Source organism: Zeimonas arvi (genome assembly GCF_008039575.1).
Classification (GTDB): domain Bacteria; phylum Pseudomonadota; class Gammaproteobacteria; order Burkholderiales; family Burkholderiaceae_E; genus Zeimonas; species Zeimonas arvi.
In genome coordinates this window covers 578,905-602,554 of record NZ_VDUY01000002.1, presented here as the reverse complement: position 1 = coordinate 602,554, position 23,650 = coordinate 578,905, and the positions used below count along the sequence as shown (strand labels likewise).

Sequence of the window (23,650 nt, the reverse complement as noted above, 5' to 3'; positions counted from 1 at the left end):
CAAGAATTCCATGATCGAACAGGATCTTTTTGCCGACGCCCCGTCCGACGACGAGGCGCTGACGCTCGCCACCTACGCCGAGCGCGCCTACCTCGACTACGCGATCTCGGTGGTCAAGGGGCGCGCGCTGCCCGACGTCTGCGACGGCCAGAAGCCGGTGCAGCGGCGCATCCTGCACGCGATGAACGAGATGGGGCTGGGCCCGTCGGCCAAGCCGGTCAAGTCGGCGCGCGTCGTCGGCGACGTGCTGGGCCGCTTCCATCCGCACGGCGACGTGGCCGCCTACGAGGCCCTGGTCCGGATGGCGCAGGACTTCACGCTGCGCTACCCGCTGATCGACGGCCAGGGCAACTTCGGCTCGCGCGACGGCGACGGCGCCGCGGCGATGCGCTACACCGAGGCCCGGCTCACGCGCTTCGCCGAGCTGCTGCTCTCCGAGATCGACGAGGGCACGGTCGACTTCGTCCCGAACTACGACGGCTCGACGGACGAACCGCGTTTGCTGCCGGCCCGCCTGCCCTTCGTGCTGCTGAACGGTGCATCGGGCATCGCGGTGGGCATGGCCACCGAGATCCCGCCGCACAACCTGCGCGAGGTCGCCGCCGCCAGCGTGGCGGTGCTGAAGAACCCGGCCACGCCGCTCGACGAGTTGCTGGCGCTGATGCCGGGGCCGGACTTCCCTGGCGGCGGACAGATCATCACCGCCCCCGAGGACATCCGCGAGATCTACGCGGGCGGTCGCGGCTCGCTCAAGGCGCGGGCCCGACACCGCTTCGAAGACCTGGCCCGCGGCCAGTGGCAGCTGGTGGTCACCGAACTGCCGCACGGCGTGTCGTCCCAGAAGGTGCTCGAGGAGATCGAGGAACTCACCAACCCGAAGGTCAAGGCCGGCAAGAAGTCGCTCACCCCCGAGCAGCTGCAGGCCAAGCAGGCGATGCTGGCGGTGCTCGACTCGGTGCGCGACGAATCCGGCAAGGACGCTGCGGTGCGGCTCGTCTTCGAGCCGCGCAGCTCGCGCATCGACCAGGACGAGCTGCTGAACACGTTGCTGGCGCAGACCAGCCTCGAAGCCAGCGTGCCGATGAACCTGGTCATGATCGGCGCCGACGGCCGGCCGCGGCAGAAGACGCTGCCGCAGATCCTGGGCGAGTGGTGCGCCTTCCGCGTGGACACGGTGACCCGGCGCAGCCGGCACCGGCTGGCCAGGGTCGACGACCGGATCCATATCCTCGAGGGCCGGCAGCTGGTGCTGCTGAACATCGACGAGGTGATCCGCATCATTCGCGAGTCGGACGAACCCAAGCCGGCGCTGATCGCGGCGTTCGGGCTGAGCGACCGGCAGGCCGAGGACATCCTCGAGATCCGGCTGCGCCAGCTGGCACGGCTCGAGGCGATCAGGATCGAGAAGGAGCTGGCCGAGCTGCGCGAGGAGAAGGGCGGGCTCGAGGCCTTGCTCGCGAGCCCCGCCGCGATGAAGCGGCAGGTGATCCGCGAGATCGAGGCCGACGCCAGGCGCTACGGCGACGATCGCCGCACGCTGATCGAGGCGGCCGAGCGGGCCAGCGTGGAGATCCGCGTGGCCGAAGAGCCGGTCACCGTCATCGTGTCGGAAAAGGGCTGGGTGCGCGCGCGCCAGGGCCACGGCCACGACGGGTCACAGTTCGGCTTCAAGTCCGGCGACGCCTTCGACGGCGCCTTCGAGGTGTTGACCACCGACCAGCTCTTCGTGCTCGCCACGAACGGGCGCGTGCACTCGGTGCCGGTTTCGCAGCTGCCCTCGGCGCGCGGCGACGGTGCGCCGGTGACCTCGCTCATCGAGCTCGAATCCGGCAGCCGCGCGGCCTTCGTGTTCGCGGCCCCCGAGTCGGCCGGCGTGCTGTTCGCGACCCGCGGCGGCAACGGGTTCGCCTGCAAGGCCGCCGACCTGGTCGGCCGCACGAAGCAGGGCAAGAGCTTCCTGACGCTCGACGAGGGCGACGCGCCGCTGCGGCCCGCGGTGTTCTTCGACGGCATGGACACGGTGTTCTGCGTGTCCGAAGGCGGGCGCGGCCTGGCCTTTCCGCTGTCCGAGGCGCGGCAGCTGCGCAGCGGTGGCCGCGGCACGATCCTGATGGGGCTCGAGCCGAAGGAGTCGCTGCTGCAGGCGATCGTGTGCGGTGCGGCCGGCCTGGTCGTGCGCGGCGCGGGCCGCGGTGGCAAGTCCGTGGAGAAGCTGGTTGCCGGCGCCGCGCTGGCCGGCTATGCCGGCGCGCGCGCGCGCAAGGGCAAGCTGATCGAGCCGCGGGTCAAGCAGGCTTCGCTGGCCCTGCCGCGCACCGAATTCAAGACGTGAACGAGGACATACGAGAATGACCGAGCAAGCACCGGTGCTGTTCGAAGAATGCGAGACCGGCGGTGGCCGCCGGATCGGCTTCGCCAGGCTGAACCGTCCGAAGCAGCTGAACGCGCTCACGCTGGAGATGTGCCAGCTGATGCTGGACCGCTTCCGCGCCTGGGCCTCCGACGAAGGCATCGTGGCCGTGGTGCTGGAAGGCGAGGGGCCCAAGGGCTTCTGCGCGGGCGGCGATGTGGCCGGCGTGATCCGCGAGGTGCGCGCGGGCGGCCCGCAGCGCTTCGTCTACGGCGATGCCTTCTTCGACGTCGAGTACACGCTCGACTTGCTGATCCACACCTATCCCAAGCCCTTCCTGTCCTGGGCGCACGGCGTGTGCATGGGCGGCGGCGTCGGGCTGTCGGTCGGCGCGAGCCACCGGATCGTGTCCGAGGGCAGCAAGATCGCGATGCCCGAGATCCACATCGGCCTCTTCCCCGATGTGGGCGGCGGCTGGTTCCTGAATCGCCTGCCCGGCGGCGCCGGCGCCGTGATGGCGCTGACCGGCATGATCGTCAACGAGGCCGATGCGATCTTCGCCGGCCTGGCCGACGCCTTCGTGCCCCAGGAGGCGCGTGCCGGCTTCTGCGACGAGATGCTGGCGCTGCCCTGGACCGGCGAGCCGGCCGCCGATCGCGAGCGGCTGAGCCGCCTGTGCCTGTCGCATCACCGGCGCTGGAAGGCCGGCATGCCGGTGTCGAACCTGCAGCAGTATTTCGATGCGATCCGCTTCATCGCCATGCAGCCCACGGTGGCCGGCGTGCGCGATGCGCTGCTCGCAGCCGCTGCCGAGGACGAGTTCTTCCGCACCGCCGCCGACAACCTGGCCAACGGCTCGCCGACCGCGGCGCACGTCACCTTCGAGTACCTGCGGCGCACGCGCCAGATGTCGATCGCCGAAGTGCTGCGGCTGGACCTGGTGCTGGCGCGCAACTTCCAGCGCCACCACGACTTCCCGGAAGGCGTTCGCGCGCTGCTGATCGACAAGGACCGGTCGCCGAAGTGGTCGCCGGCGCGCTTCGAGGATGTCGACGCCGCGGATGTCGCGGCGCACTTCGCCGGCTGACGTCGCCGGGCGTCGCACCCGGGCGCGCGTCGGAGCGCCCGATCGCGTGCCCGGATCCGCCCCGATTCACCTGGTCGCGAGCAGCTTCGCGAGGTTCCCGGCCGCTGCGGCGCCGAACTGCCTGAACTGCTCGCGTGTCCGGGCGACGGTCGGGTGGTCGCGATACTTGCCTATCCCGCCGAGCGGGTTGAGTCGCGCCTCGCGCGCCCAGGCCGATACCGCCGGATGCGCGGCGCGCGCCTGCTCCGAGGCGAGCATCGCCAGGAAAGCCGAGGGGTAGTCGGCGTTCCTGTCCCAGTAATGGATGGGCCGGCACAGCCGGTTCTTCTCCTCGGTGCTCTCGACGCAGGCCTCGATCACCCCGAGCAGCGCGAACTGGTAGCAGGCGAAGCCCCAGAAGAGCGGCTGCACGGTGACCCGGTCGGCTTCGAAGACCGGCCGCAGGGGCGGACGCGCCAGTCCGCGCGCGGCGCAGTGCACGTGGATCGCCTCGCTGTCGGTGGGCACCGAGCCTTCGTCGAGCACGATCCGGTCGGGCTCGATCCGGCGTACCCGGCCCAGGCGCACCACGTCCTCGATCTGGCGCAGCAGGTCCACTTCCGCTTCGCTGACGATCGCGCCCCGGCACATCGACGGCGCCACGTTCGTGTCGACCCGCAGGAAGTAGCCCTCGGCTTCCAGCCGGGCGAACAGATCGTCGATCGACGTGGCCTGGGCCGCGGCCTGCAGCTGCATGCCGACGCTTGCGTGGAAATCGGGCAGGCCCTCGTGCGGCTGGTGGAAGCGGCGGCTCAGCCACCAGCTCTCCCTGGGCTTGATCCAGCGGATGGCCGACGCCGGCACCTCCTGTTCGAGCAGCCAGGTGCAGACATCGAGCGCGGTCTTGCCGGCGCCGATCACGACGAAGCGGCCAGGGCGTTCGGCGATGCGGGCGATGTCGCCCGCCGCCACGCAGCGGACGCCGTCGGCCACCTCGAAGGGGGGCGGGCTGGTGGCGGGGATGTCGCCTTCGAGATAGGTGGTGTCCACAAGCTTGCGCCGCACGCGCACCGAATGCGTGGCGCCGGTGAGCCGCGAGGCGAAGCGGTAGATGCCGGCCTCGCCGCCGAGGAACTCGCTGCAGGGGAAGTGGCGCACGCGTCCGCCAGGCAGGAAGTGCTGCGCCATCACCTCGGCGAAGTAGGCGCGCAGATCGTCGGCGCCGGCCCGCTCGTAGTAGCCGGCGTTCAGCCCCGATCGCTCGATCGTGTCGCGTCCCAGCGGCAGCGACTCGACGCCGTAGAACGCGGACGGCTGGTGCAGGCGCACGAAAGGGTAGGCATCGATCCAGTGCCCGCCGGGTGCGTGGCGCCGGTCGACGAGGGTGACGGTGGCGTCCGAGTGGGTGAGCAGCGAATCGGTGAAGGCCATGCCGGCGGCGCCGGTGCCCACCACCAGGTAGTCCGTTTCGATCGCGTGGTCCATGGGAATGGTCCTCGGGGTGCCGGCCGCGAGGCGCGACGCCGGTTTCGCCGGATTGGACCCGGTCCCGGGCCGTTTGGCACGCCGCGGCGCACAAGGACGGCGGACGCCTGCACCGCCTCTCAGCGTGCGGCCATGGAGAGCGCCTTCACCGGCGCGCGGCGGCCGGCCGCCACGATCGCGACGACCGTCGCGGCCACCGCCCAGGTCCAGGCGTCGACCCGCTCTCCGCCGATCCACGCGGCGAAGACCAGAGTCATGAAGAGCTGCAACAACTGGACCTGCGAGACCCGCGCCACGCCGCCGATCGCCATGCCGCCGTACCAGAAGAAGAAGCCGACGAACTGGCTGAAGACGGTGACCCAGAGGAATCCGGACCAGGCGGGGAGGCCTGCGCCCGCGAAGTCGGCACGCAGGCTCAGCCAAAGCGTGGGCAGGGCCAGCACCGGGGCGCTGAACACCAGCACCCAGGCGATCGTCTGCCATCCGCCGAGCTCGCGCGCGAGCCGGCCGCCCCAGGCATAGCCGGCCGCGCCGGTCACGACCGCGGCCAGCATCGCCAGGTCGCCGGCGCCGATCCGGCCGGCGCCCTCCCGCAGCGCAAAGGCGCAGACCAGCAGGCTGCCGGCGATCGCCGCGATCCAGAAGCCGCGGCTCGGCCGCTCGCCGGCCAGCCGGGTGGCGATCAGCGCGGTGGCCAGCGGCATCAGGCCTGTGATCACCGCCCCGTGCGAAGCATCGGTGTGCCGCATCGCGATCGAGGAGAAGAGGGGGAAGCCGAGCACCACGCCGCCGGCGGTTGCCGCCAGGGCCGGCCAGTGGCGCCGCGCGGGCCGCTTGGTGCGGCTGGCGAGCAGCGCGATCGCGGCCAGCAGCGCGGCGCCTTCGGCCCGCGCGAAGGCGAGCCAGACCGGATCGAGCGCGGCGACCGCCAGCCGGGTCATCGGCAGCGTCATCGCGAACATCGCCACGCCGACCAGGCCGAGCAGCATGCCGCGGGTTTCGTTCGAGTGCAGTGCCAGCGTGCTCATCGGACGGTGCGCCCGCTGCTCATCGGACCGCGCGCGCTCATGACAGGGCGAGCCAGCCGGCGGTCGCGACCAGCGACAAGCCCAGCAGCCCGTTGAACCAGGCGAGCCTGCGCCCGTCGGCCAGCCACTGACGCAGCGCCGCTCCAGCCCAGGCCCAGAGCACCAGCGCGACCATGCAGCAACCGACGAAGATCGCCACGATCAGCAGCCCGTTGAGCCAGCCGGGACGAGCCAGCCCCTGGTAGGCGCCGACGGTGGCGGTCATCAGCATCCAGGCCTTCGGGTTGGCGAACTGCAGCAGCGTGCTTTCGTACACCCGCGGCGGCCGGGCGCTGCGCCGGTCGGACAGACTGCGCGAACGGGCCAGCTGCATGCCCATCCAGGCCAGCCAGGCGATGCCGAACCACTTCAGCGCGGCGGCCAGCCAGGGTACGGCCAGCAGCAGCCCGTGCGCGCCGGCGAGCGCGGCCGCGAGCATCGCCGAGAAGCCGATGGCCACGCCCAGCATGTGCGGGCCCACGCTGCGCGGCCCGAAGTTGGCGGCGGTCGACAGGGCCAACGCGCAGTTGGGCCCCGGGGTCACCGAACCGACCCAGGCGAACCAGGTGAAGGCGGCGAGCAGCGGCAGGTCCACCTGCCAGTTGCCGGACAGGAACTGGAGCGATTGCATGCCGCGAGTGTAGACTCGTCCGCATATACGGTACCGGTACAGTTCGCCAAGTCGGATGCGGACTGTTCCGGTCGATTCGACAGCACGGCACCCCATGGAACGCATCCTCACCCCCGGCAGCGACCGCACGCTGGTCGAGCAGATCGTCGACTGGTACGCGGCGCGCATCGACGAGCGCCTGCTGCGCCCCGGCAGCCGGATGCCCTCGGTCAGGCAATTCGCCGCCGGGCACGGCGTGTCGCGTTTCACCGTGGTCGAGGCCTACGACCGGCTGATCGCGCGCGGCTACCTGGAGTCGCGGCGCGGGTCCGGGTTCTACGTGCGCGATCGCGGCGACGGCCTGGCGCCGCGCGCGGCCGACGCCTGGGCCGAGCCGGCGGGCGCGCGGATCGACATCGGCTGGCTGCTGCGCAACATGTTCCGCAAGCTGCCGGCGCAGAACATGCCGGGCGGCGGGGTGCTGCCGACCGACTGGCTGGACGCCGACATCGTGGCGTCGGGCCTGCGCGCGCTGGGCCGGCAGGGTGCGACGCCGCTGCTCGACTACGGCGACCCGCAGGGCTTCGGCCCGCTGCGCGAGCGCCTGCGCCAGAAGCTCGCGGAATTCGGCATCGGCGCCCGGGCCCAGCAGATCGTCACCACCAACGGCGTGTCGCAGGCGCTGGACCTGATCGCCCAGCATTTCCTGAAGCCCGGCGACACGGTGCTGGTCGACGAGCCCTCGTGGTTCCTGATGTTCGGCCGGATGTCGCTGCTGGGTGCGCGGATCATCGGCGTGCCGCGCGGCGCCGATGGCCCCGACCTCGACCGACTGCAGGAGCTTGCGCAGGCGCATCGCCCGAAGCTCTTCGTGACCGTGTCGGTGCTGCACAACCCGACCAGCACCGCGATCGCACCGGCGGTGGCCTACCGGCTGCTGCAACTCGCCGAGCGCTTCGACTTCACGATCGTCGAGGACGACGTCTACGGCGACCTGCATCCCGGGCCCGCGGTGCAACCCTGCCTGCGGCTGGCCGGGCTCGACCAGTTGCAGCGGGTGGTCTACCTGGGCGGCTTCTCCAAGACGCTGGCGGCCAGCCTGCGGGTCGGCTTCGTGGCCTGCGAGCCCGGCCTGGCCCGCGCGCTGACCGACCTCAAGATGCTGGTCGGGCTGACCTCGCCGGAGCTGGGCGAACGACTGGTGCACAGGGTGCTGTCCGAGGGGCAGTACCGTCGGCACCTCGATCGGCTGCGCGCCCGGCTCGCCGCGGCGTACGAGCCCGCGCTGCGGGCCGTCGAGCGGCTGGACATGCGGCCCTTCGCGACGCCCGGCATCGGCATGTTCGTCTGGGCGGATGCCGGCGTGGACACCACTTCGGTGGCCCAGGCGATGCACGAACGCGGCTACCTGATGGCGCCGGGCAGCCTGTTCATGCCCGGCCAGCGGCCCAGCACCTGGATGCGCTTCAACGTGGCCACCACCTGCAACCCGCGGATGCTGGCGGACCTGCAGGAGGTGCTGGGTCAGGTCCGGGCGCGGGCGGGTGTGGCCGGGGCTTGAAAACGCCGCGGGCGCCCCAATGATCCCGATTCCGACGCCGGGCGGCCGCATCGCCTCCGGCCAGATTCCGCAATCCAGACAACTCGAAGAGACTTCACCACGATGGGCGCGATGAAGGAAACCCTCGGCTTCCAGACCGAGGTTCGTCAGCTGCTGCAGCTGATGATCCACTCCCTGTACAGCAACCGCGAGATCTTCCTGCGCGAGCTGGTGTCCAATGCCTCGGACGCCTGCGACAAGCTGCGCTACGAGGCGCTCGACAAGCCCGAGCTCTACGAGGGGGACGGCGAGCTGCAGATCCGCGTCGACTTCGACCCGCAGGCGCGCACGCTCACGATCTCCGACAACGGCATCGGCCTGTCGCGCGACGAGGCGATCGAGCACCTGGGCACGATCGCCAAGTCCGGCACCCGCGAGTTCTTCGGCCGGCTTTCGGGCGACGAGGCCCGGGACGCCCAGCTGATCGGCCAGTTCGGGGTCGGTTTCTACTCGGCCTTCATCGTGGCCGATCGGGTCGCCGTGGTGTCGCGCCGGGCCGGCCTCCCCGCCGACCAGGCGGTGCGCTGGGAGTCCGACGGCAGCGGCGAGTTCTCGGTGGAAACCGTCGAGAAGCCGGGCCGCGGCACCGACGTGATCCTGCACCTGCGCGCCGACGAAGCCGGCGGCGACGGCGAGACCTTCGGCGAGCTGCTGTCGGGCTGGCGCCTGAAGAGCATCGTCACCAAGTACTCGGACCACATCTCGCTGCCCATTCGCATGCGCCGCGAGGAGTGGGACAAGGACAAGGGCGAGTACCGGCGGCTCGACGACTGGGAAACCGTCAACCAGGCCAGCGCGCTGTGGACGCGGTCCAGGTCGGAGATCACCGACGAGCAGTACAAGGCCTTCTGGTCGCACCTGTCGCACGACGGCACCGAGCCGCTGGCCTGGACCCACAACCGGGTGGAGGGCCGCGCCGAGTACACGCAGCTGCTCTACCTGCCGGCCAAGGCGCCCTTCGACCTCATGGACCGCCAGCGCCGCGCGGGCCTCAAGCTCTACGTGCGCCGCGTGTTCATCATGGACGACGCCGAGCAGCTGCTGCCGGCCTACCTGCGCTTCGTGCGCGGCGTGGTCGACTCGAACGACCTGCCGCTGAACGTGTCGCGCGAGATCCTGCAGGAAAGCCGTGACGTGAAGGCGATCCGCGAGGGCTGCGCGCGCCGGGTGCTGGGTATGCTGGAAGACCTGGCCGAGAACCAGCCGGAGAAATACGCCGGCTTCTGGAGCGAGTTCGGGCAGGTGCTCAAGGAGGGCATGGGCGAGGACTTCGGCAATCGCGAGCGCATCGCGAAGCTGCTGCGTTTCGCGAGCACGCAGTCCGAGGGCGACGCGCAGACCGTGTCGCTGGCCGACTACCTGGGCCGGATGAAGGAGGGCCAGGAGAAGATCTACTACCTGACGGCCGATTCGCTGCAGGCCGCGCGCAGCAGCCCGCACCTGGAGGTGTTCCGGAGCAAGGGCGTCGAGGTGCTGCTGCTGACCGACCGGGTCGACGAGTGGATGTTGAGCTTCCTCGACGCCCACGAAGGCAAGGAGCTGGTCTCGGTGGCGCGCGGCGGGCTCGAACTAGGCAAGCTCGAGGACGAGGAAGAGAAGAAGCAGGCGGAGCAGGTGGCGCAGGACCACCGCGAGCTCACCGAGAAGGTCAAGGCCGAGCTGGGCGACGCGGTGAAGGAGGTGAGGGTCACCAACCGCCTGACCGATTCGGCCTCCTGCCTGGTTTCGGACGAAGGCGACATCAGCGGCCACCTCGAGCGCCTGCTGAAGCAGGCCGGCCAGAAGGCGCCGCCGCGCAAGCCGATCCTGGAGCTCAATCCGCAGCACCCGATCGTGGCGCGACTCAAGGACCAGATCCGTCGCGGCGAGGACGGCCAGGCGGGCGACTGGTCGCGGCTGCTGCTCGACCAGGCGCAACTGGCCGAAGGCGGGCAGCTCGAGGATCCGGCCGGCTTCGTGCAGCGGCTGAACCGGATGCTGTTGTCGATCTCGCCGCCGGCCGCGTGAGCCCGAAGGTCGGCGCGCCGGCGCCCAGGGTCGGCTTCCCGCCGATCGTCGCGCCGGACGCGCGACTGCTGATCCTGGGCAGCTTCCCCAGCGAGGCTTCGCTGGCCGCCGGCCACTACTACGCGCATCCGCGCAACCTGTTCTGGCGCATCCTCGGCGAGCTGCTCGGCGAGCGGCTGGTCGAGATGCCCTTCGAGCAGCGCTACCGGATCGTGCGCGAGCGCGGCATCGCGATCTGGGACGTGCACTCGGCCTGCCGGCGCGAGGGCAGCCTGGACAGCGCGATCCGCGACTCGCGGCCCAACGACTTCGCGCGGCTGCGCCAGCTCGCGCCGGCGATCGAGCAGGTGGTCTTCAACGGCCGGCACGCGGCCCGGTTCGCGCAGGCCTTCCGCGAGCAGGGGTACGATGTGCGCGTGCTGCCTTCCACCAGTCCGGCCTATGCGGCAATGCCGGAAAGCGAGAAGCTCGCCGCCTGGCGCGAGGCGCTCGCGCCCTTCATCGTTTCGACCTGACCGCCTTGTCTCCTGCTTCCCTCCCGCGCAAGGCGCGGCCGCCCGTCCTTCCCGACCCGCCGATCACACTGTCCGAGGAAAACGGGATCCGCTACCTGCACTTCGGCTCCGAATGGGTGCAGGGCGCCATGTGGATCCGTCGGCCCTGGGACATCGCGATCGACTACGTGGCCCAGATGATGGGCTGGCTGCTCGTCCTCGATCCGCCTGCGCGGATCCTGCAGCTCGGCCTGGGCGCCGGCGCGCTGACCCGCTGGTGCTGGCGCCGGCTGCCCGACACCGGGATCGACGTGGTCGAGGCCTCGGCCGGCGTGATCCGGGTGGCGCGCGCGCAGTTCGCGCTGCCGGCCGACGACGCTCGGCTCGCCGTGCACCATGCCGACGCCGCGCGCTTCGTGGCCGGGGCGAGCGCCGGCCACGAAGCGCGCCGCTGGGGCGTGATCCAGGCCGACCTGTACGACGCGCAGGCGCGCGGACCCGTCTGCGACAGCCTGGCCTTCTATCGCGACTGCCGTGCCGCCCTGGACCCGGCCGGCGGGGTGCTGGTCGTGAACCTGTTCGGCGAGCACGCGTCGTACGCGAAGAACATCGCCCGGATCCGCCGCGCCTTCGAGGGCCGGGTGCTGGAAATGCCGCCGGTGCGGGCCGGCAACGTCGTGGTGCTGGCTTTTACCGGGCCGCCGCTCACGGTGTCGGCCGGCGCGCTGACGGCGCGGGCCGTCGCGGTCGAGCGACGCTGGCGCCTGCCGGCCACGGCCTGGGCCAGGGCGCTTCTGGACGGCGCAGGACGCCGTTCGTCCGGAGACGGAAACGACACGGCGCCTGCGCTGGTAGTGTGAGGCCATGAGCCTCGCCATCGCCGTTCCGGGCGCCGCCGATCCGGCCGCCGCCACTCCGGGCGCCGCCGACCCGGCGTCGCCCGATTCCCGCCAGGCCGCGATCGCCGCGCGGCCGGGCCGCCGCGTCGCGGTCGAGGACCTGTTGCCGGCACTCGTCGCCGACGGCTTGCTGTCGACCGAGGACGCCGACGAGGTCGGCCGCTACGCCGGCCTGTCGGGCGGCGAGCAGCACGCGCTGGTCGCGCTTTCCCGGCGCAAGTTGCGCGCGCCGGCTTCCGGCCGCACGCTGGACCTGGACACGCTGTGCGCCTGGTTCGCCGAGAAGGTCGGCCTGCCGCACGCGCGCATCGACCCGCTCAAGGTCGACCTGTCGCGCGTGGCCGACGTCATGTCCAGCCAGTATGCAACGCGCTTCAAGATCCTGCCGCTCGACGTGAGGAACGGCGAAGTCACGATCGCCACCGCCGAGCCGTGGATGACCGACTGGGTGGACGAGCTGCGGGGTCTGCTCAGGCGAGAGATCCGGCTGGTGGTCGCGAACCCGCTCGAGATCAACCGCTACATCGTCGAATTCTTCACGCTGGCGCGCACCGTGCGCGATGCGCAGCGCAAGGGCGGCGCGGCCGCGCAGAACAACTTCGAGCAGCTGGTCGAGCTGGGCCGTTCCGGGCGCAACCTCGACGCCAACGACCGCCACATCGTCACCATCGTCGACTGGCTCTGGCAGTACGCCTTCGACCAGCGCGCGAGCGACATCCACCTGGAGCCGCGCCGCGACCTCGGCGCGATCCGCTTCCGGATCGACGGCGTGCTGCACAACGTCTACCAGGTGCCGCCCTCGGTGCTGGCCGCGATGACGAGCCGGATCAAGCTCCTCGGCCGGATGGACGTGGTCGAGAAGCGTCGCCCGCAGGATGGTCGGATCAAGACCCGCAATGCCGACGGCCGCGAGATCGAGCTGCGGCTGGCCACGATGCCCACCGCCTTCGGCGAGAAGCTGGTCATGCGGATCTTCGACCCCGAGGTGCTGGTCCGCGACTTCACCGAGCTGGGCTTCTCCGACGACGAACGCCGCCGCTGGGACGCGATGACCGTCCGACCCAACGGCATCGTGCTGGTGACCGGTCCGACCGGCTCGGGCAAGACCACGACGCTCTACACGACGCTCAAGCAGCTGGCCACCGAGGACGTCAACGTCTGCACGGTGGAAGACCCGATCGAGATGGTCGAGCCCGCCTTCAACCAGATGCAGGTCCAGCAGGGCATCGACCTGGGCTTCGCCGAGGGCGTGCGCGCGCTGATGCGGCAGGATCCCGACATCATCATGGTGGGCGAGATCCGCGACCTGCAGACCGCCGAGATGGCCGTGCAGGCCGCGCTCACCGGCCACCTGGTGCTGTCCACGCTGCACACCAACGACGCGCCGTCGGCGATCACCCGGCTGCTCGACCTGGGCGTGCCGCCCTACCTGCTCAAGTCCACGCTGATCGGCGTGATGGCGCAGCGGCTGGTCCGCACGCTGTGCGAGCATTGCAAGAGCGAAGGCGAGCCGCTGCCCGAGGAAGACTGGTCGGGCCTGCTCAAGCCCTTCCGCGCGGCCCGGCCCGGCCGCGCCTGGCGGCCGGTGGGCTGCATGGAGTGCCGGATGACCGGCTACCGGGGCCGCACCGGCCTGTACGAGCTGCTCACCCTCGACGAAGGCCTGCGCGCACTGATCACCGAGCGGCCGGACCTCGACGCGATCCGCCGCCGGGCGATGCAGGGCGGGCTGCGGCCCCTGCGGCTGGCCGGCGCGCAGAAGATCGCGGCCGGCCTCACCACGCTCGACGAAGTGCTGAAGGCGGCGCCTCCGATGGAAGGGTGAGGGTGGCTGGCACCGGCGCGGCGCTCTGACCGGCGGTAGTAACATCGGTTCATGCCGAACCTCCAGTCTCGCGGCGCGTGCGCCGGTCCGATCTCGTCGATCCTCTCGCGCTTTCCGTCTGTGTGTGCCGCAGTGGCGCTGCTGGCCGGCCTGCTCGCGTCGGCGGCTTTCGCGACGGAGCTCCCGCGTCCGCGCAGCGTGCCCGGCGGCGTCGCCCTGATCGAACTCGGCGCGTCCGCCAGCACACCCGAGGCGAGCTTCGACGGGGTGCCGGTCATGGTGGCTGGAGACCCGTCGGGATGGACCGCGATCGTGGGCATTCCGCTGGCCGCCGATCCGGGCACGAAGCACCTGGTGGTCCGGCGCGACGGCAAGGCCGAGGCGCGGGTGTCCTTCGAGGTCGAGCAGGTGCGCTACGCCGAGCAGCGGCTGAAGGTGGCGCCGGGCAAGGTGGACCTGTCCAAGGCCGACCTGGCGCGCTACGAGCGCGAGCGCGTGCACCTGGCGGGCGTGATGGCCACCCGCTCCGACGTGCTGCCGGTCACGCTGCGGATGGTCCCGCCGACCGAGGGCAGGCGATCCAGCTCCTTCGGCCTGCGCCGCTTCTTCAACGACAAGCCGCGCAATCCGCACAGCGGGATGGACATCGCGGCGCCCGAGGGAACGCCGGTGGCGGCCGCCGTGGCGGGACGGGTCATCGACACCGGCGACTACTTCTTCAACGGCAAGACGGTCTGGATCGACCACGGCAGCGGCTTGCTGACCATGTACTGCCACCTGAGTTCGATCGAGGTGCGCACCGGCGACACGGTCGCGGCGGGCGACCGGATCGGCGCGGTGGGCGCCACCGGCCGCGTCACCGGCGCCCACCTGCACTGGTCGGTGAGCCTGAACCGCGCGATGGTGGATCCGGCGCTGTTCCTGGGGGAGGCGGACGGCAACTAGGCGCGGGCAAAGGCGCGGGCCCCGACCCGCGGGCACGGGCGGTGCTTGCCCACCGCTGCGCGGTGGGTGCCTGCGATGCTCGGACTGCTGGCCGCGCGGCGCAACTCGCTTCGCGCCCTGTTCGAGCGCAGCGCGCAGCGCGCGCGAAGCGAGTTGCGCCGCGCCAGCCCAAGGCGAGCAGCGCAGGGAAGCCGGCCCCCCGGGCCGGCCGCCACGGTCATCGCCGCTGCCGCGCCTCGCCGGCCGCGCCCGCGCAAGATCCCGAGTGGCCGCCGGTGGCCGCTGTGGTCAGCGCGACAACTCCCGCATTGCCCGCTCCAGCCCCTGCAGCGTCACCGGAAACATCCGCCCGCCCACCAGCTGCTGGATCACCGAGATGGACTGCCGGTACTGCCAGACGCCTTCGGGCTCGGGGTTGAGCCAGGCGTACTTCGGGAAGCGCTCGACCAGCCGGCGCAGCCAGATCGCGCCGGCTTCCTCGTTGTTGTACTCGACCGAGCCGCCCGGCTGCAGGATCTCGTAGGGGCTCATCGTGGCGTCGCCGACGAAGATCAGCCGGTAGTCGGCGTTGTACTTTCGCAGGATGTCCCAGGTCGAGAATCGCTCGGCATGGCGGCGCCGGTTGTTCTTCCAGACGAAGTCGTAGACGCAGTTGTGGAAGTAGTAGAACTCGAGGTGCTTGAACTCGGTCTTGGTGGCCGAGAAGAGCTCCTCGGTGCGCTTGATGTGGTCGTCCATCGTGCCGCCCACGTCGAGCAGCATCAGCACCTTGATCGTGTTGTGGCGCTCCGGCCGCATCTTGATGTCGAGGTAGCCGGCGTTGCGCGCGGTGTTCTCGATCGTGCCGTCGAGGTCCAGTTCGTCGGGCGCGCCCTGGCGCGCGAAGCGGCGCAGCCGGCGCAGCGCGACCTTGATGTTGCGGGTGCCCAGCTCGACCTGGTCGTCGTAGTCGCGGTAGGCGCGCTGCTCCCAGACCTTGACCGCGGTGCGGTTGCCCGCCGAGGGACCACCCACCCGGATGCCCTCGGGGTTGAAGCCGCCGTTGCCGAAGGGCGAGGTGCCGTTGGTGCCGATCCACTTGTTGCCGCCCTCGTGGCGGCCCTTCTGTTCCTCGAGCAGTTCCTTGAGGCGCTCCATCAGCTTGTCCAGGCCGCCCATGGCCTCGATCGCGGCCTTCTCTTCGGCGGTGAACTCGCGCTGCAGCTGGCGCTTGAGCCACTCGAGCGGCACGTTGACGTCGATGCCCTGGATGGCCTGCACGCCCTTGAAGTAGCTCGCGAAGGCCTTGTCGAACTTGTCGAAGTTGCGCTCGTCCTTGACCAGGGTGGCGCGCGAGAGCCAGTAGAAGTCGTCGACCGACTGCCCGATCACGTGCTCCTTGATGGCCTCGAGCAGCATCAGGTATTCCTTGATCGACACCGGCAGCCTGGCCTGCCGCATGTGGAGGAAGAAGTCGATCAGCATGGGACGTGCTCCTGGGATTCAGGCCTTGCCGGCCGCGGCCGCCTCGGCGCCGCGGCGCGGCCGCTCGAGCTGCCAGCGCAGGTTCTCGCGCACGGCGGGCCATTCCGGCGCCACGATGCTGTAGACGCAGGTGTCGCGGATGGTGCCGTTGGGCAGCCGTTGGTGATGGCGCAGCACGCCGTCGAGCCTGGCGCCCAGTCGCTCGATCGCGGCCCGGCTCTGGCGGTTCATGAAATGCGTGCGCAACTCCACCGCGATGCAGCCCAGCGTGTCGAAGGCATGGGCCAGCAGCATGGCCTTGCACTCGGTATTGATCGCGGTGCGCTGCATGCTGGCCGAGTACCAGGTGTGGCCGATCTCGAGCCGGCGGTTGGTCGCGTCGACGTTGAACATCCGGGTGGTGCCGACCACTCGACCGTCTGCCGCGCGTCGCACCACGAAGGGCATGGCGCCCGCCTGCTCGCGCTGGGCGAGCGCGGTGTCCAGCCAGGCGCCAATGGACTCCGGCCCGGGAGCCGCGGTGTACCAGAGCCGCCACAGCTCGCCGTCGGCCGCCGCGGCCAGCACGTCGTCGCGGTGCCCGCGCGCGAGCGGCTCCAGCTCGGCGTGGGTGCCGCGCAGCGTGACCGGTTCTATCCAGGTGCTCATCGGATCACCGGTTGTGCCGGGCCATGAACACCAGCCGCTCGAACAGGTGGACGTCCTGCTCGTTTTTCAGCAGCGCCCCGTGCAGCGGCGGGATCACCGCCTTGGAATCCTGCGATCGCAGCGCCTCGGGCGGGATGTCCTCGGCCACCAGCAGCTTGAGCCAGTCGAGCAGCTCGGAGGTGGACGGCTTCTTCTTCAGGCCGGGCAGCTCGCGGATCTGGAAGAAGGCCTCGAGCGCCTCCTTGAGCAGCGCCTTCTTCAGGCCCGGGAAGTGGACATCGACGATCGCCTGCATCGTTTCCTTGTCCGGAAACTTGATGTAGTGGAAGAAACACCGGCGCAGGAAGGCGTCGGGCAGCTCCTTCTCGTTGTTCGAGGTGATCATCACGACCGGGCGGTGCTTCGCCTTGATCGTCTGCCGGGTCTCGTAGCAGTGGAACTCCATCCGGTCGATTTCCCGCAGCAGGTCGTTCGGGAACTCGATGTCGGCCTTGTCGATCTCGTCGATCAGCAGCACGACCGGCTGGTCCGCGTCGAAGGCCTGCCACAGCACGCCCTTGACGATGTAGTTGTTGATGTCGCGCACCCGCTCGTCGCCGAGCTGCGAGTCGCGCAGGCGCGAGACCGCGTCGTACTCGTAGAGCCCCTGCTGCGCCTTGGTGGTGGACTTGATGTGCCACTGCAGCAGCGGCATGCCGAGGGCGGCGGCCACTTCTTCGGCGAGCATCGTCTTGCCGGTGCCGGGCTCGCCCTTGATCAGCAGCGGGCGCTGCAGTCGGATCGCGGCGTTCACCGCCAGCTTCAGGTCGTCGGTGGCGACGTAGGAATCGGTGCCTTCGAAGCGCATGGTCGAGGAGAGTGCGGTGGGAAAGCAATCGAGTATAAGGCCGGATGACGCCGGCCGATCCGGCGCGTTGGACGCGCCTGCCCCGAGTCCGCTAGAATCCGCCGTTGATCCAGCGCAAGCTTTCAAGCGTTAAAAACCCGATCCACGCTCAATTCCCATGTCCAACAAACTGCTGATTGCCGCCGGTCTGCTCGCGGCAGCCGCCCCGTTCGCCGCGTCGGCGCAGGGCAATGCCGAGGCCGCTCGCGACAAGGTCTCGATGTGCATCGGTTGCCACGAGATCCCCGGCTACAAGACCGCCTTCCCGTCGGTCTACCGGGTGCCGATGATCGCGGGCCAGTCGGCCAAGTACATCGAGGCGGCGCTGCTCGCCTACCGCAAGGGCGAGCGCAGCCATCCCTCGATGCGTGCGATCGCGGGCAGCCTGAGCGATCAGGACATCGCCGACCTGGCGGCCTACTACGGCTCGAAATGAAGGCGACGGGACTCGAGACCATGACCAAGCTTTCCAAACTGAAACTCGCCGCTGCCCTGTCCGTCGCCGGATTCGCCGTCCTCGCCTCGCCGGCCGTGGCCGGCGACATCGCCAAGGGCAAGGAAAAGGCCGACCAGGTCTGCGCCGCCTGTCACGGCAAGGACGGCAACACGCCGATCGACCCGTCGTATCCGAAGCTCGCCGGCCAGTTCCGCGACTACCTGGAAACCGCCCTCACCGACTACCAGGCAGAGCGCCGCACCAACGCGATCATGGTGGGGCAGGCCAAGGCACTGTCGCGCGACGACATCCGGAACCTGGCTGCGTACTACGCGAGCCTGCCGACCCAGCTTTCGGTCCGGCGCTGAAACCGGAGCCCGGCTGCGGGGCTGTGCGACGCAGCCGCCGCATGAAGCCCGGCTCCCACTTCCTGGCGGCAACCAGAAGACTCAGCGGGTGCCGCGCTGTCGAGGGCAGTGCGGCGTCGGCGTTGTGCTGGCCGGAGTACTCGGCCGCCAGCGCCTCGACCCGGGCAAGCAGTTGACGCCGTCCGGCATCCGACAGCCTCACGTTCACCACCCGCACACTTTCGCCTGGGCCGTCGAAGCGCCAGTCGAGGAAGTCCTGCGCCTGCGATCGGAAGTAGCGCAGGATCGGCCCGTCGGGTAGCCACCTGAATGTGCGCGCCACCAAGAGCCGGAACCGGTTGTTCGGCATCAGCCTCAGAAAGCCCATGCGGTCCAGTCTGAGCAGGCAGCGCACGCAGTCTGCCGGCTCGATCCGGTAGAGCGCGACGATCTCGTCGAAATCCATCAGGTTCAGCGCGCAGACCGCGGTGGCGAACAGCTGATCGTCGCCGACGATCTCGGCTTCCTGTTCCCACTCGAGCTGCGCGACCAGCGGCTCGGCACGCGCCAGGCCGCGAGCGAGTGCGGGGAAATCCAGCCCGATGGCCGCACAGATGGCGTCAAGCCGCTCGAGGTCGAAGTTGCGGCGGGCGAACATGCGCTTGACCGTGGCGGTGGACAGGTGGAGCCTGGCTGCCAGGTTCGCGTAGCTGATTCGCTGGGCGCGCAACTCGCGCTTCAGGCAATCGGTGAGCAGGATGCTTGGGTCCATGGCCGCAGGATCGCCGGCGATGCCGGCGCCCGCAATCGGACCTCACGCCTAGGCCACCTGGACGATGGGATGCGCGCCGGCCCCTCGAGCCCGGGGGCCGATTCCAGACCCTGGGACGCTGTGTTGCTGCGGCGCGGAATCTTGACTTTTCGCTGCCGATTGAAATACTATGGGGGGTATACAGAAAGCGCAGGGTGCCGACATCGGTCGCCCGGCTGGAACAGCCAGGAAACCCAGATGAACGATCCGATCCGCAAGCCTTCCGCAGCGAACGCGATTGCCGCCGCAACGTGCCGCCGGCCGGCGGTCGCTGCCGCGCTGGCCCTGTTGCTGGGCGTCGCGTTCTGGATGGTCGGGTCCGGCGGTCTGGCCGGCGTTCGCAGCGCCGAGGCGCGCGCCGCCGCAGAGTCCCTGGCGCAGGCGCCCCGGGTGCCGGTCGCCACGGTGGGCAGGGACCGTTTCGCCCAGGCCGAGAGCTGGGACGGCACGCTCCAGGCGGTGCGCGAGGCCACGATCGGCGCCCAGGCGCAGGGTCGCATCGTCAAGCTGCACGTGCAGGCCGGTGACAAGGTGAAGGCCGGACAGACGCTGGCCGAGATCGATGCCCGCGAGGCCGCGCTGGCCTTGTCGCGCGACCAGGCCCAGCTGGGCGAGTCGCAGGCCACGCTGGCCGAGGCGCGCGCCGCCCACGCACGCAGCCGGGAGCTGTTCGAGAAGGGTTTCATCAGCAAGGCGGCGCTGGACCAGGCGGCGGCCGCCCTCAAGGTGGCCGAGGCGCGCCAGCGGCAGGCGCAGGCCGGCATCGGCCTGTCGAGCGTGGCCACCGACCACACGGTGGTGCGCGCGCCCTGGGATGGCGTGGTGACCGCGGTGCCGGTGCAGGTCGGCGACCTGGCCACGCCTGGGCGGCCCCTGTTCGAGCTGCATGCACCCGACAAGCTGCGGGCGGTGGCCTTCCTGCCCAACAGCCGGGTCGCCGACGTCGCCGCGGCGTCGCGCGCCTGGGTCCGCCTTGACGCGACCGGCCAGGTCGGGCAGGTGGAGAGTGCGCAGATCGTCGCCATCCCGTCGGCGGACCCGGGGTCGGGCACCACCGAGATCAGGATCGAGCTTCCAGGCGGCGCGGCGTCCGGCGCGGACTGGGTGCCCGGGCGTCACGTGCGCGTCGCTTTCGAGCTGAAGAGCGCCCAGCAGGCACTGGTGGTTCCGGCAACCAGCCTGCTGTTCCGGGGGGAACTGGTCGGGGTATACGTGGTCACGGATTCGGGGTTCGTGCTGCGCGCGGTGCGCGTCGGCCAGCGCTCCGGGGAGTCCGTCGAGATCCTCTCCGGCCTGCGAGAAGGCGAGCGGATCGCCCTCGACCCGGTGCGCGCCGGCCTGAAGGGCGCAATGTCCGAAGCCCGCTGAGCGGGAGGCCGACATGGGCGAACCGGTGGTCCACGAAGCTCGCGAGCCGAAAGCGGTCGGTCTGCAATCGACCGGCCACGCGGCGGCCGACCGCGAGAAGGCGACGGCCGACGGGCAGGCGACCCGGCTCGGCGTTTCCGGCCGCCTGGCCGGCTTCTTCCAGAATCACGCGCTGACCCCGCTGATCGCGATCGTGCTGATGCTCATCGGCATCTTCGCGGTGCTGGTCACGCCGCGCGAGGAAGAGCCGCAGATCGACGTGACGATGGCCACCGTCAGCATTCCGTTCCCGGGCGCCTCGGCGCGCGACGTGGAGCGGCTGGTGGCCACGCCCGCCGAACGGGTTCTGTCGCGGATCGCCGGCATCGAGCACGTCTACTCGGTGTCGCGCCCCGACGGCGCGTTGGTCACCATCCAGTACGAGGTGGGCGTGCCGCGCACCGAGGCGCTGGTGCGCCTGTTCGACACGCTCGAGGCGCACTCCGACTGGCTGCCGCAGGGGCTGGGCGTCGGCGAGCCCCTGGTTCGCCCGATGGGCATCGACGACGTGCCGATCTGGAGCGTGACCCTCTGGACGGAAGACGCCCGTCCCGCGGACGAGCTGGCGCGCGTCGCCCGCTCGGTCGAGCAGGAGCTCAAGCGGGTGCCCGGCACCCGCGACGTGATGCTGCACGGCGCGCCCGAGCGCGCGGTGCGGGTGTTGCTCGACGCGGGCCGGATGCGCAGCGCGGGCATCGCGGTCGAGCGCCTGGCGGCTCGCCTGCAGGGCGTGAACGTGTCGATGCCGGCGGGGACGTTGCTGCACGATGGCGGTGCCATCCAGGTCCAGACCGGCGACTTCCTGCGCTCGGCCGACGACGTCTCCTCGCTGGTCGTTGGCGCGCGCGACGGCCGTCCGGTCTACCTGCGCGACGTGGCCACGGTCGAGGCCGGGCCGGCGCCGGCCTCGCGCTATGTCTGGCACATGCCGTCCGAAGGCAGCGTGCACCCGGCGGTCACGATCGCGGTCACCAAGAAGCCGGGCGAGAACGCGGTCGACGTCGCCAGGGGGCTGGAGGCGCGCTTCGCGGCGCTGGTCGACGCGGTGGTGCCTTCCGACGTCGCGCACACGGTCACCCGCAACTACGGCGAGACCGCCGCGCAGAAGGCGTCGCAGCTGATGCGCAAGCTGGCCTTCGCGACCGCTTCGGTCATCCTGCTGGTGGGGCTGGCGCTCGGCTTGCGCGAGGCGGTGATCGTGGGCGCCGCCGTGATCCTGACGCTCACCGCCACGCTGTTCGCGTCCTGGGCCTGGGGCTTCACGCTGAACCGGGTGTCGCTGTTCGCGCTGATCTTCTCGATCGGCATCCTGGTCGACGACGCCATCGTGGTGGTGGAGAACATCCATCGCCACCGCGCGCTCGAGCCGGGCGCGCCGCTGTCGAAGATCATCCCGATCGCGGTCGACGAGGTCGGCGGCCCCACCATCCTGGCCACGCTGACCGTGATCGCGGCGCTGTTGCCGATGGCCTTCGTGAGCGGCCTCATGGGCCCCTACATGAGCCCCATCCCGATCAACGCGTCGATGGGCATGATGCTGTCGCTGGCGATCGCCTTCATCGTGACGCCCTGGCTGTCGCTCAAGCTGATGAAGTCGGGCGGGGCGGCGCATCACGGCAAGGTGGCCACGATGCTCGAGCGCGGATTCGGCGGCCTGCTGGCGCGCTTCGTGACCCGTCCCGGCGCGGCGGCCGGACGGCTGCTGCTGGGCCTGCTGGTGATCGTCGGCCTGGTCGGCGCGGTGGCGCTGGTGCCCTTGCAGGCGGTGATCCTGAAGATGCTGCCCTTCGACAACAAGTCGGAGTTCCAGGTGGTGGTCGACATGCCGGCCGGCACCTCGGTGGAGACCACCAGCGCGGTGCTGGTCGAGCTGGCGCAGAAACTCGCCGGCGCGCCCGAGGTGACGCACGTGCAGGGCTATGCCGGCACGGCCTCGCCGATCACCTTCAACGGCCTGGTGCGCCAGTACGACATGCGCTCGCTGGCCGAGCAGGGCGACCTGCAGATCACGTTGGTCGGCAAGGAGGCGCGCACGGAGCAGAGCCACGCGATTGCCACTCGCCTGCTGCCGGAACTGGAGAAGATCGCGGCGCCCCATCGCGCGCGGATCAAGCTGGTCGAGGTGCCGCCCGGGCCGCCGGTCATGTCGCCGATCGTGGCCGAGGTCTACGGCCCCGACGACGCAGGCCGCGCCGAGCTGGCGCGCCGGATCGAGTCGGCCTTCCGGGAAGTGCCGGGCATCGTCGCGATCGACACCTCGCTCGAGCAGCCCGCGCCCAAGCTGCAGTTGGTGGTCAAGCGCAGCCGCGCGGCCACGCTGGGCATCGCCGATTCCAGCGTGGCGCTGGCGGCGCGCGCGGCGCTCTCCGGCCACGACGCCACCTGGATGCGCGCGCCCGACGCGATCGATCCGATGCCGGTGCGGCTGCAGCTGCCCGAGACCTCGCGCGGCGCGCTGGCTTCGGTGCTGGCGATGCCGGTGGCCGCGGCCGACGGCCGAATGGTGCCGCTCTCCGAGCTGGTCGATGTGGTCGAGACCGGCCGCGAGATGCCGATCATGCACAAGGATCTGGTGCCGGTCACCTACGTGTTCGGCGACATGGCGGCGGTGGCCGGCAACCGGATCGACAGCCCGCTCTACGGCATGTTCGCCTTGCGCGGCAAGCTCGCGGAGGCCGCTCTGCCGGGCACCGGCGAGCTGGGCGAACACTTCTTCGCACAGCCGCAGGACACGCTGCGCGGCTATTCACTGAAGTGGGACGGCGAGTGGCAGATCACCTGGGAGACCTTCCGCGACATGGGCCTGGCCTATGGCGTGGGCCTGGTCCTGATCTACCTGCTGGTGGTGGCGCAGTTCCGCTCTTACCTGACGCCGCTGATCATCATGGCGCCGATCCCGCTGACCATCATCGGCGTGATGCCGGGCCACGCGCTGCTCGGCGCGCAGTTCACCGCGACCTCGATGATCGGGATGATCGCGTTGGCCGGCATCATCGTGCGCAACTCGATCCTGCTGGTCGACTTCATCCAGCTCGAGACCGCGCGTGGCGTGCCCTTCGCCGATGCGGTCGTGCGCTCGGCCGCGGTGCGCGCGCAACCGATCCTGCTGACCGCGCTGGCCGCGATGCTCGGCGCCTTCTTCATTCTCGACGACCCGATCTTCAGCGGCCTCGCGGTCTCGCTGATCTTCGGGATCCTGGTCTCGACGCTGCTCACGCTCGTCGTGATTCCGGTCCTTTACTACATCGTCTGGCGCAAGCCGGCATCCAGGGCGGCCTGAGAAGGCCCATTCGAAAGGAGCAT

Annotated in this window: 19 protein-coding genes; 12 read left to right on the top strand and 7 right to left on the bottom strand. The window is 70.5% G+C overall.

The genetic code is table 11. The annotated features are described in order from the left end of the window. The first annotated feature begins 10 nt into the window (after window positions 1–10). Both parC and FHP08_RS07265 read left to right on the top strand, forming a co-directional pair. A complete protein-coding gene (gene parC / locus FHP08_RS07270; RefSeq protein WP_147703717.1) occupies window positions 11–2,332 on the top strand; it encodes a DNA topoisomerase IV subunit A in 2,322 nt (773 codons plus the stop codon). Window positions 2,333–2,348: 16 nt separating this feature from the next. After that, window positions 2,349–3,437, top strand: coding sequence for an enoyl-CoA hydratase/isomerase family protein (locus FHP08_RS07265; protein ID WP_147703715.1), 1,089 nt, complete (start codon window positions 2,349–2,351; stop codon window positions 3,435–3,437). A gap of 66 nt (window positions 3,438–3,503) precedes the next feature. Here FHP08_RS07265 and FHP08_RS07260 read toward each other — a convergent pair whose 3' ends face one another. From FHP08_RS07260 to FHP08_RS07250, 3 genes are all read right to left on the bottom strand, one after another. Further along, on the bottom strand, window positions 3,504–4,901 hold the full coding sequence (locus FHP08_RS07260; RefSeq protein WP_147703713.1) for an NAD(P)-binding protein: 1,398 nt from the start codon (window positions 4,899–4,901) through the stop codon (window positions 3,504–3,506). Between the two features lie 119 nt (window positions 4,902–5,020). Beyond that, window positions 5,021–5,914 (bottom strand): DMT family transporter, encoded by an 894-nt coding sequence (locus tag FHP08_RS07255; RefSeq protein ID WP_187272211.1) that lies wholly within the window; start codon window positions 5,912–5,914, stop codon window positions 5,021–5,023. 52 nt (window positions 5,915–5,966) lie between these two features. Then, on the bottom strand, window positions 5,967–6,599 hold the full coding sequence (locus FHP08_RS07250) for a LysE family translocator (protein WP_187272202.1): 633 nt from the start codon (window positions 6,597–6,599) through the stop codon (window positions 5,967–5,969). A 94-nt stretch (window positions 6,600–6,693) separates the two neighbouring features. Here FHP08_RS07250 and FHP08_RS07245 point away from each other — a divergent pair, with 94 nt between their 5' ends. The 6 genes from FHP08_RS07245 to FHP08_RS07220 all read left to right on the top strand — a co-directional run bounded on the left by FHP08_RS07245 (window position 6,694) and on the right by FHP08_RS07220 (window position 14,348). Then, window positions 6,694–8,139, top strand: a complete 1,446-nt coding sequence (locus FHP08_RS07245) for an aminotransferase-like domain-containing protein (RefSeq protein ID WP_225879059.1) — start codon at window positions 6,694–6,696, stop codon at window positions 8,137–8,139. A gap of 102 nt (window positions 8,140–8,241) precedes the next feature. Further along, complete coding sequence (gene htpG, locus FHP08_RS07240) at window positions 8,242–10,185, top strand: molecular chaperone HtpG (RefSeq protein ID WP_147703708.1); 1,944 nt, start codon at window positions 8,242–8,244, stop codon at window positions 10,183–10,185. Further along, the gene (locus FHP08_RS07235) at window positions 10,182–10,700 is read left to right on the top strand and encodes a DNA-deoxyinosine glycosylase (RefSeq protein ID WP_147703706.1); all 519 of its coding nucleotides are present in this window, start codon (window positions 10,182–10,184) and stop codon (window positions 10,698–10,700) included. Before htpG ends, FHP08_RS07235 begins: the two co-directional genes overlap by 4 nt. 5 nt (window positions 10,701–10,705) lie before the next feature. After that, window positions 10,706–11,539: a class I SAM-dependent methyltransferase gene (locus FHP08_RS07230; protein WP_147703705.1), complete on the top strand. Its 834-nt coding sequence runs from the start codon at window positions 10,706–10,708 to the stop codon at window positions 11,537–11,539. A 4-nt stretch (window positions 11,540–11,543) separates the two neighbouring features. Continuing rightward, window positions 11,544–13,403 carry a GspE/PulE family protein gene (locus FHP08_RS07225; RefSeq protein ID WP_147703703.1) on the top strand — a complete coding sequence of 620 codons (1,860 nt, stop codon included), beginning with the start codon at window positions 11,544–11,546 and terminating at the stop codon, window positions 13,401–13,403. 51 nt (window positions 13,404–13,454) lie between these two features. Further along, the gene (locus FHP08_RS07220; protein ID WP_147703701.1) at window positions 13,455–14,348 is read left to right on the top strand and encodes a peptidoglycan DD-metalloendopeptidase family protein; all 894 of its coding nucleotides are present in this window, start codon (window positions 13,455–13,457) and stop codon (window positions 14,346–14,348) included. Window positions 14,349–14,636: 288 nt separating this feature from the next. Here the strand turns inward: FHP08_RS07220 and FHP08_RS07215 are convergent, their stop codons facing one another. Genes FHP08_RS07215 through FHP08_RS07205 form a run of 3 tightly spaced genes read right to left on the bottom strand, consistent with a single transcriptional unit; the run spans window position 14,637 to window position 17,307 of the window. Further along, the gene (locus FHP08_RS07215) at window positions 14,637–15,812 is read right to left on the bottom strand and encodes a vWA domain-containing protein (protein ID WP_147703699.1); all 1,176 of its coding nucleotides are present in this window, start codon (window positions 15,810–15,812) and stop codon (window positions 14,637–14,639) included. A gap of 18 nt (window positions 15,813–15,830) precedes the next feature. Beyond that, complete coding sequence (locus FHP08_RS07210) at window positions 15,831–16,460, bottom strand: GNAT family N-acetyltransferase (protein ID WP_147703698.1); 630 nt, start codon at window positions 16,458–16,460, stop codon at window positions 15,831–15,833. A 4-nt stretch (window positions 16,461–16,464) separates the two neighbouring features. Beyond that, the gene (locus tag FHP08_RS07205) at window positions 16,465–17,307 is read right to left on the bottom strand and encodes an AAA family ATPase (protein WP_147703696.1); all 843 of its coding nucleotides are present in this window, start codon (window positions 17,305–17,307) and stop codon (window positions 16,465–16,467) included. 157 nt (window positions 17,308–17,464) lie between these two features. Here FHP08_RS07205 and FHP08_RS07200 point away from each other — a divergent pair, with 157 nt between their 5' ends. Both FHP08_RS07200 and FHP08_RS07195 read left to right on the top strand, forming a co-directional pair. Then, entirely contained in the window at window positions 17,465–17,782 is a 318-nt protein-coding gene (locus FHP08_RS07200; RefSeq protein ID WP_147703694.1) for a c-type cytochrome, read from the top strand. 20 nt (window positions 17,783–17,802) lie between these two features. Further along, entirely contained in the window at window positions 17,803–18,150 is a 348-nt protein-coding gene (locus FHP08_RS07195; protein WP_147703692.1) for a c-type cytochrome, read from the top strand. Here the strand turns inward: FHP08_RS07195 and FHP08_RS07190 are convergent. Further along, window positions 18,053–18,901: a helix-turn-helix domain-containing protein gene (locus tag FHP08_RS07190; RefSeq protein WP_147703691.1), complete on the bottom strand. Its 849-nt coding sequence runs from the start codon at window positions 18,899–18,901 to the stop codon at window positions 18,053–18,055. The genes FHP08_RS07195 and FHP08_RS07190 overlap by 98 nt on opposite strands. A gap of 237 nt (window positions 18,902–19,138) precedes the next feature. Between FHP08_RS07190 and FHP08_RS07185 the strand changes: the two genes are divergently transcribed. Together FHP08_RS07185 and FHP08_RS07180 are read left to right on the top strand one after the other, a co-directional pair. After that, window positions 19,139–20,308 carry an efflux RND transporter periplasmic adaptor subunit gene (locus FHP08_RS07185; protein WP_187272201.1) on the top strand — a complete coding sequence of 390 codons (1,170 nt, stop codon included), beginning with the start codon at window positions 19,139–19,141 and terminating at the stop codon, window positions 20,306–20,308. A 13-nt stretch (window positions 20,309–20,321) separates the two neighbouring features. Further along, window positions 20,322–23,627: an efflux RND transporter permease subunit gene (locus FHP08_RS07180; RefSeq protein WP_147703687.1), complete on the top strand. Its 3,306-nt coding sequence runs from the start codon at window positions 20,322–20,324 to the stop codon at window positions 23,625–23,627. Window positions 23,628–23,650 lie beyond the last annotated feature (23 nt).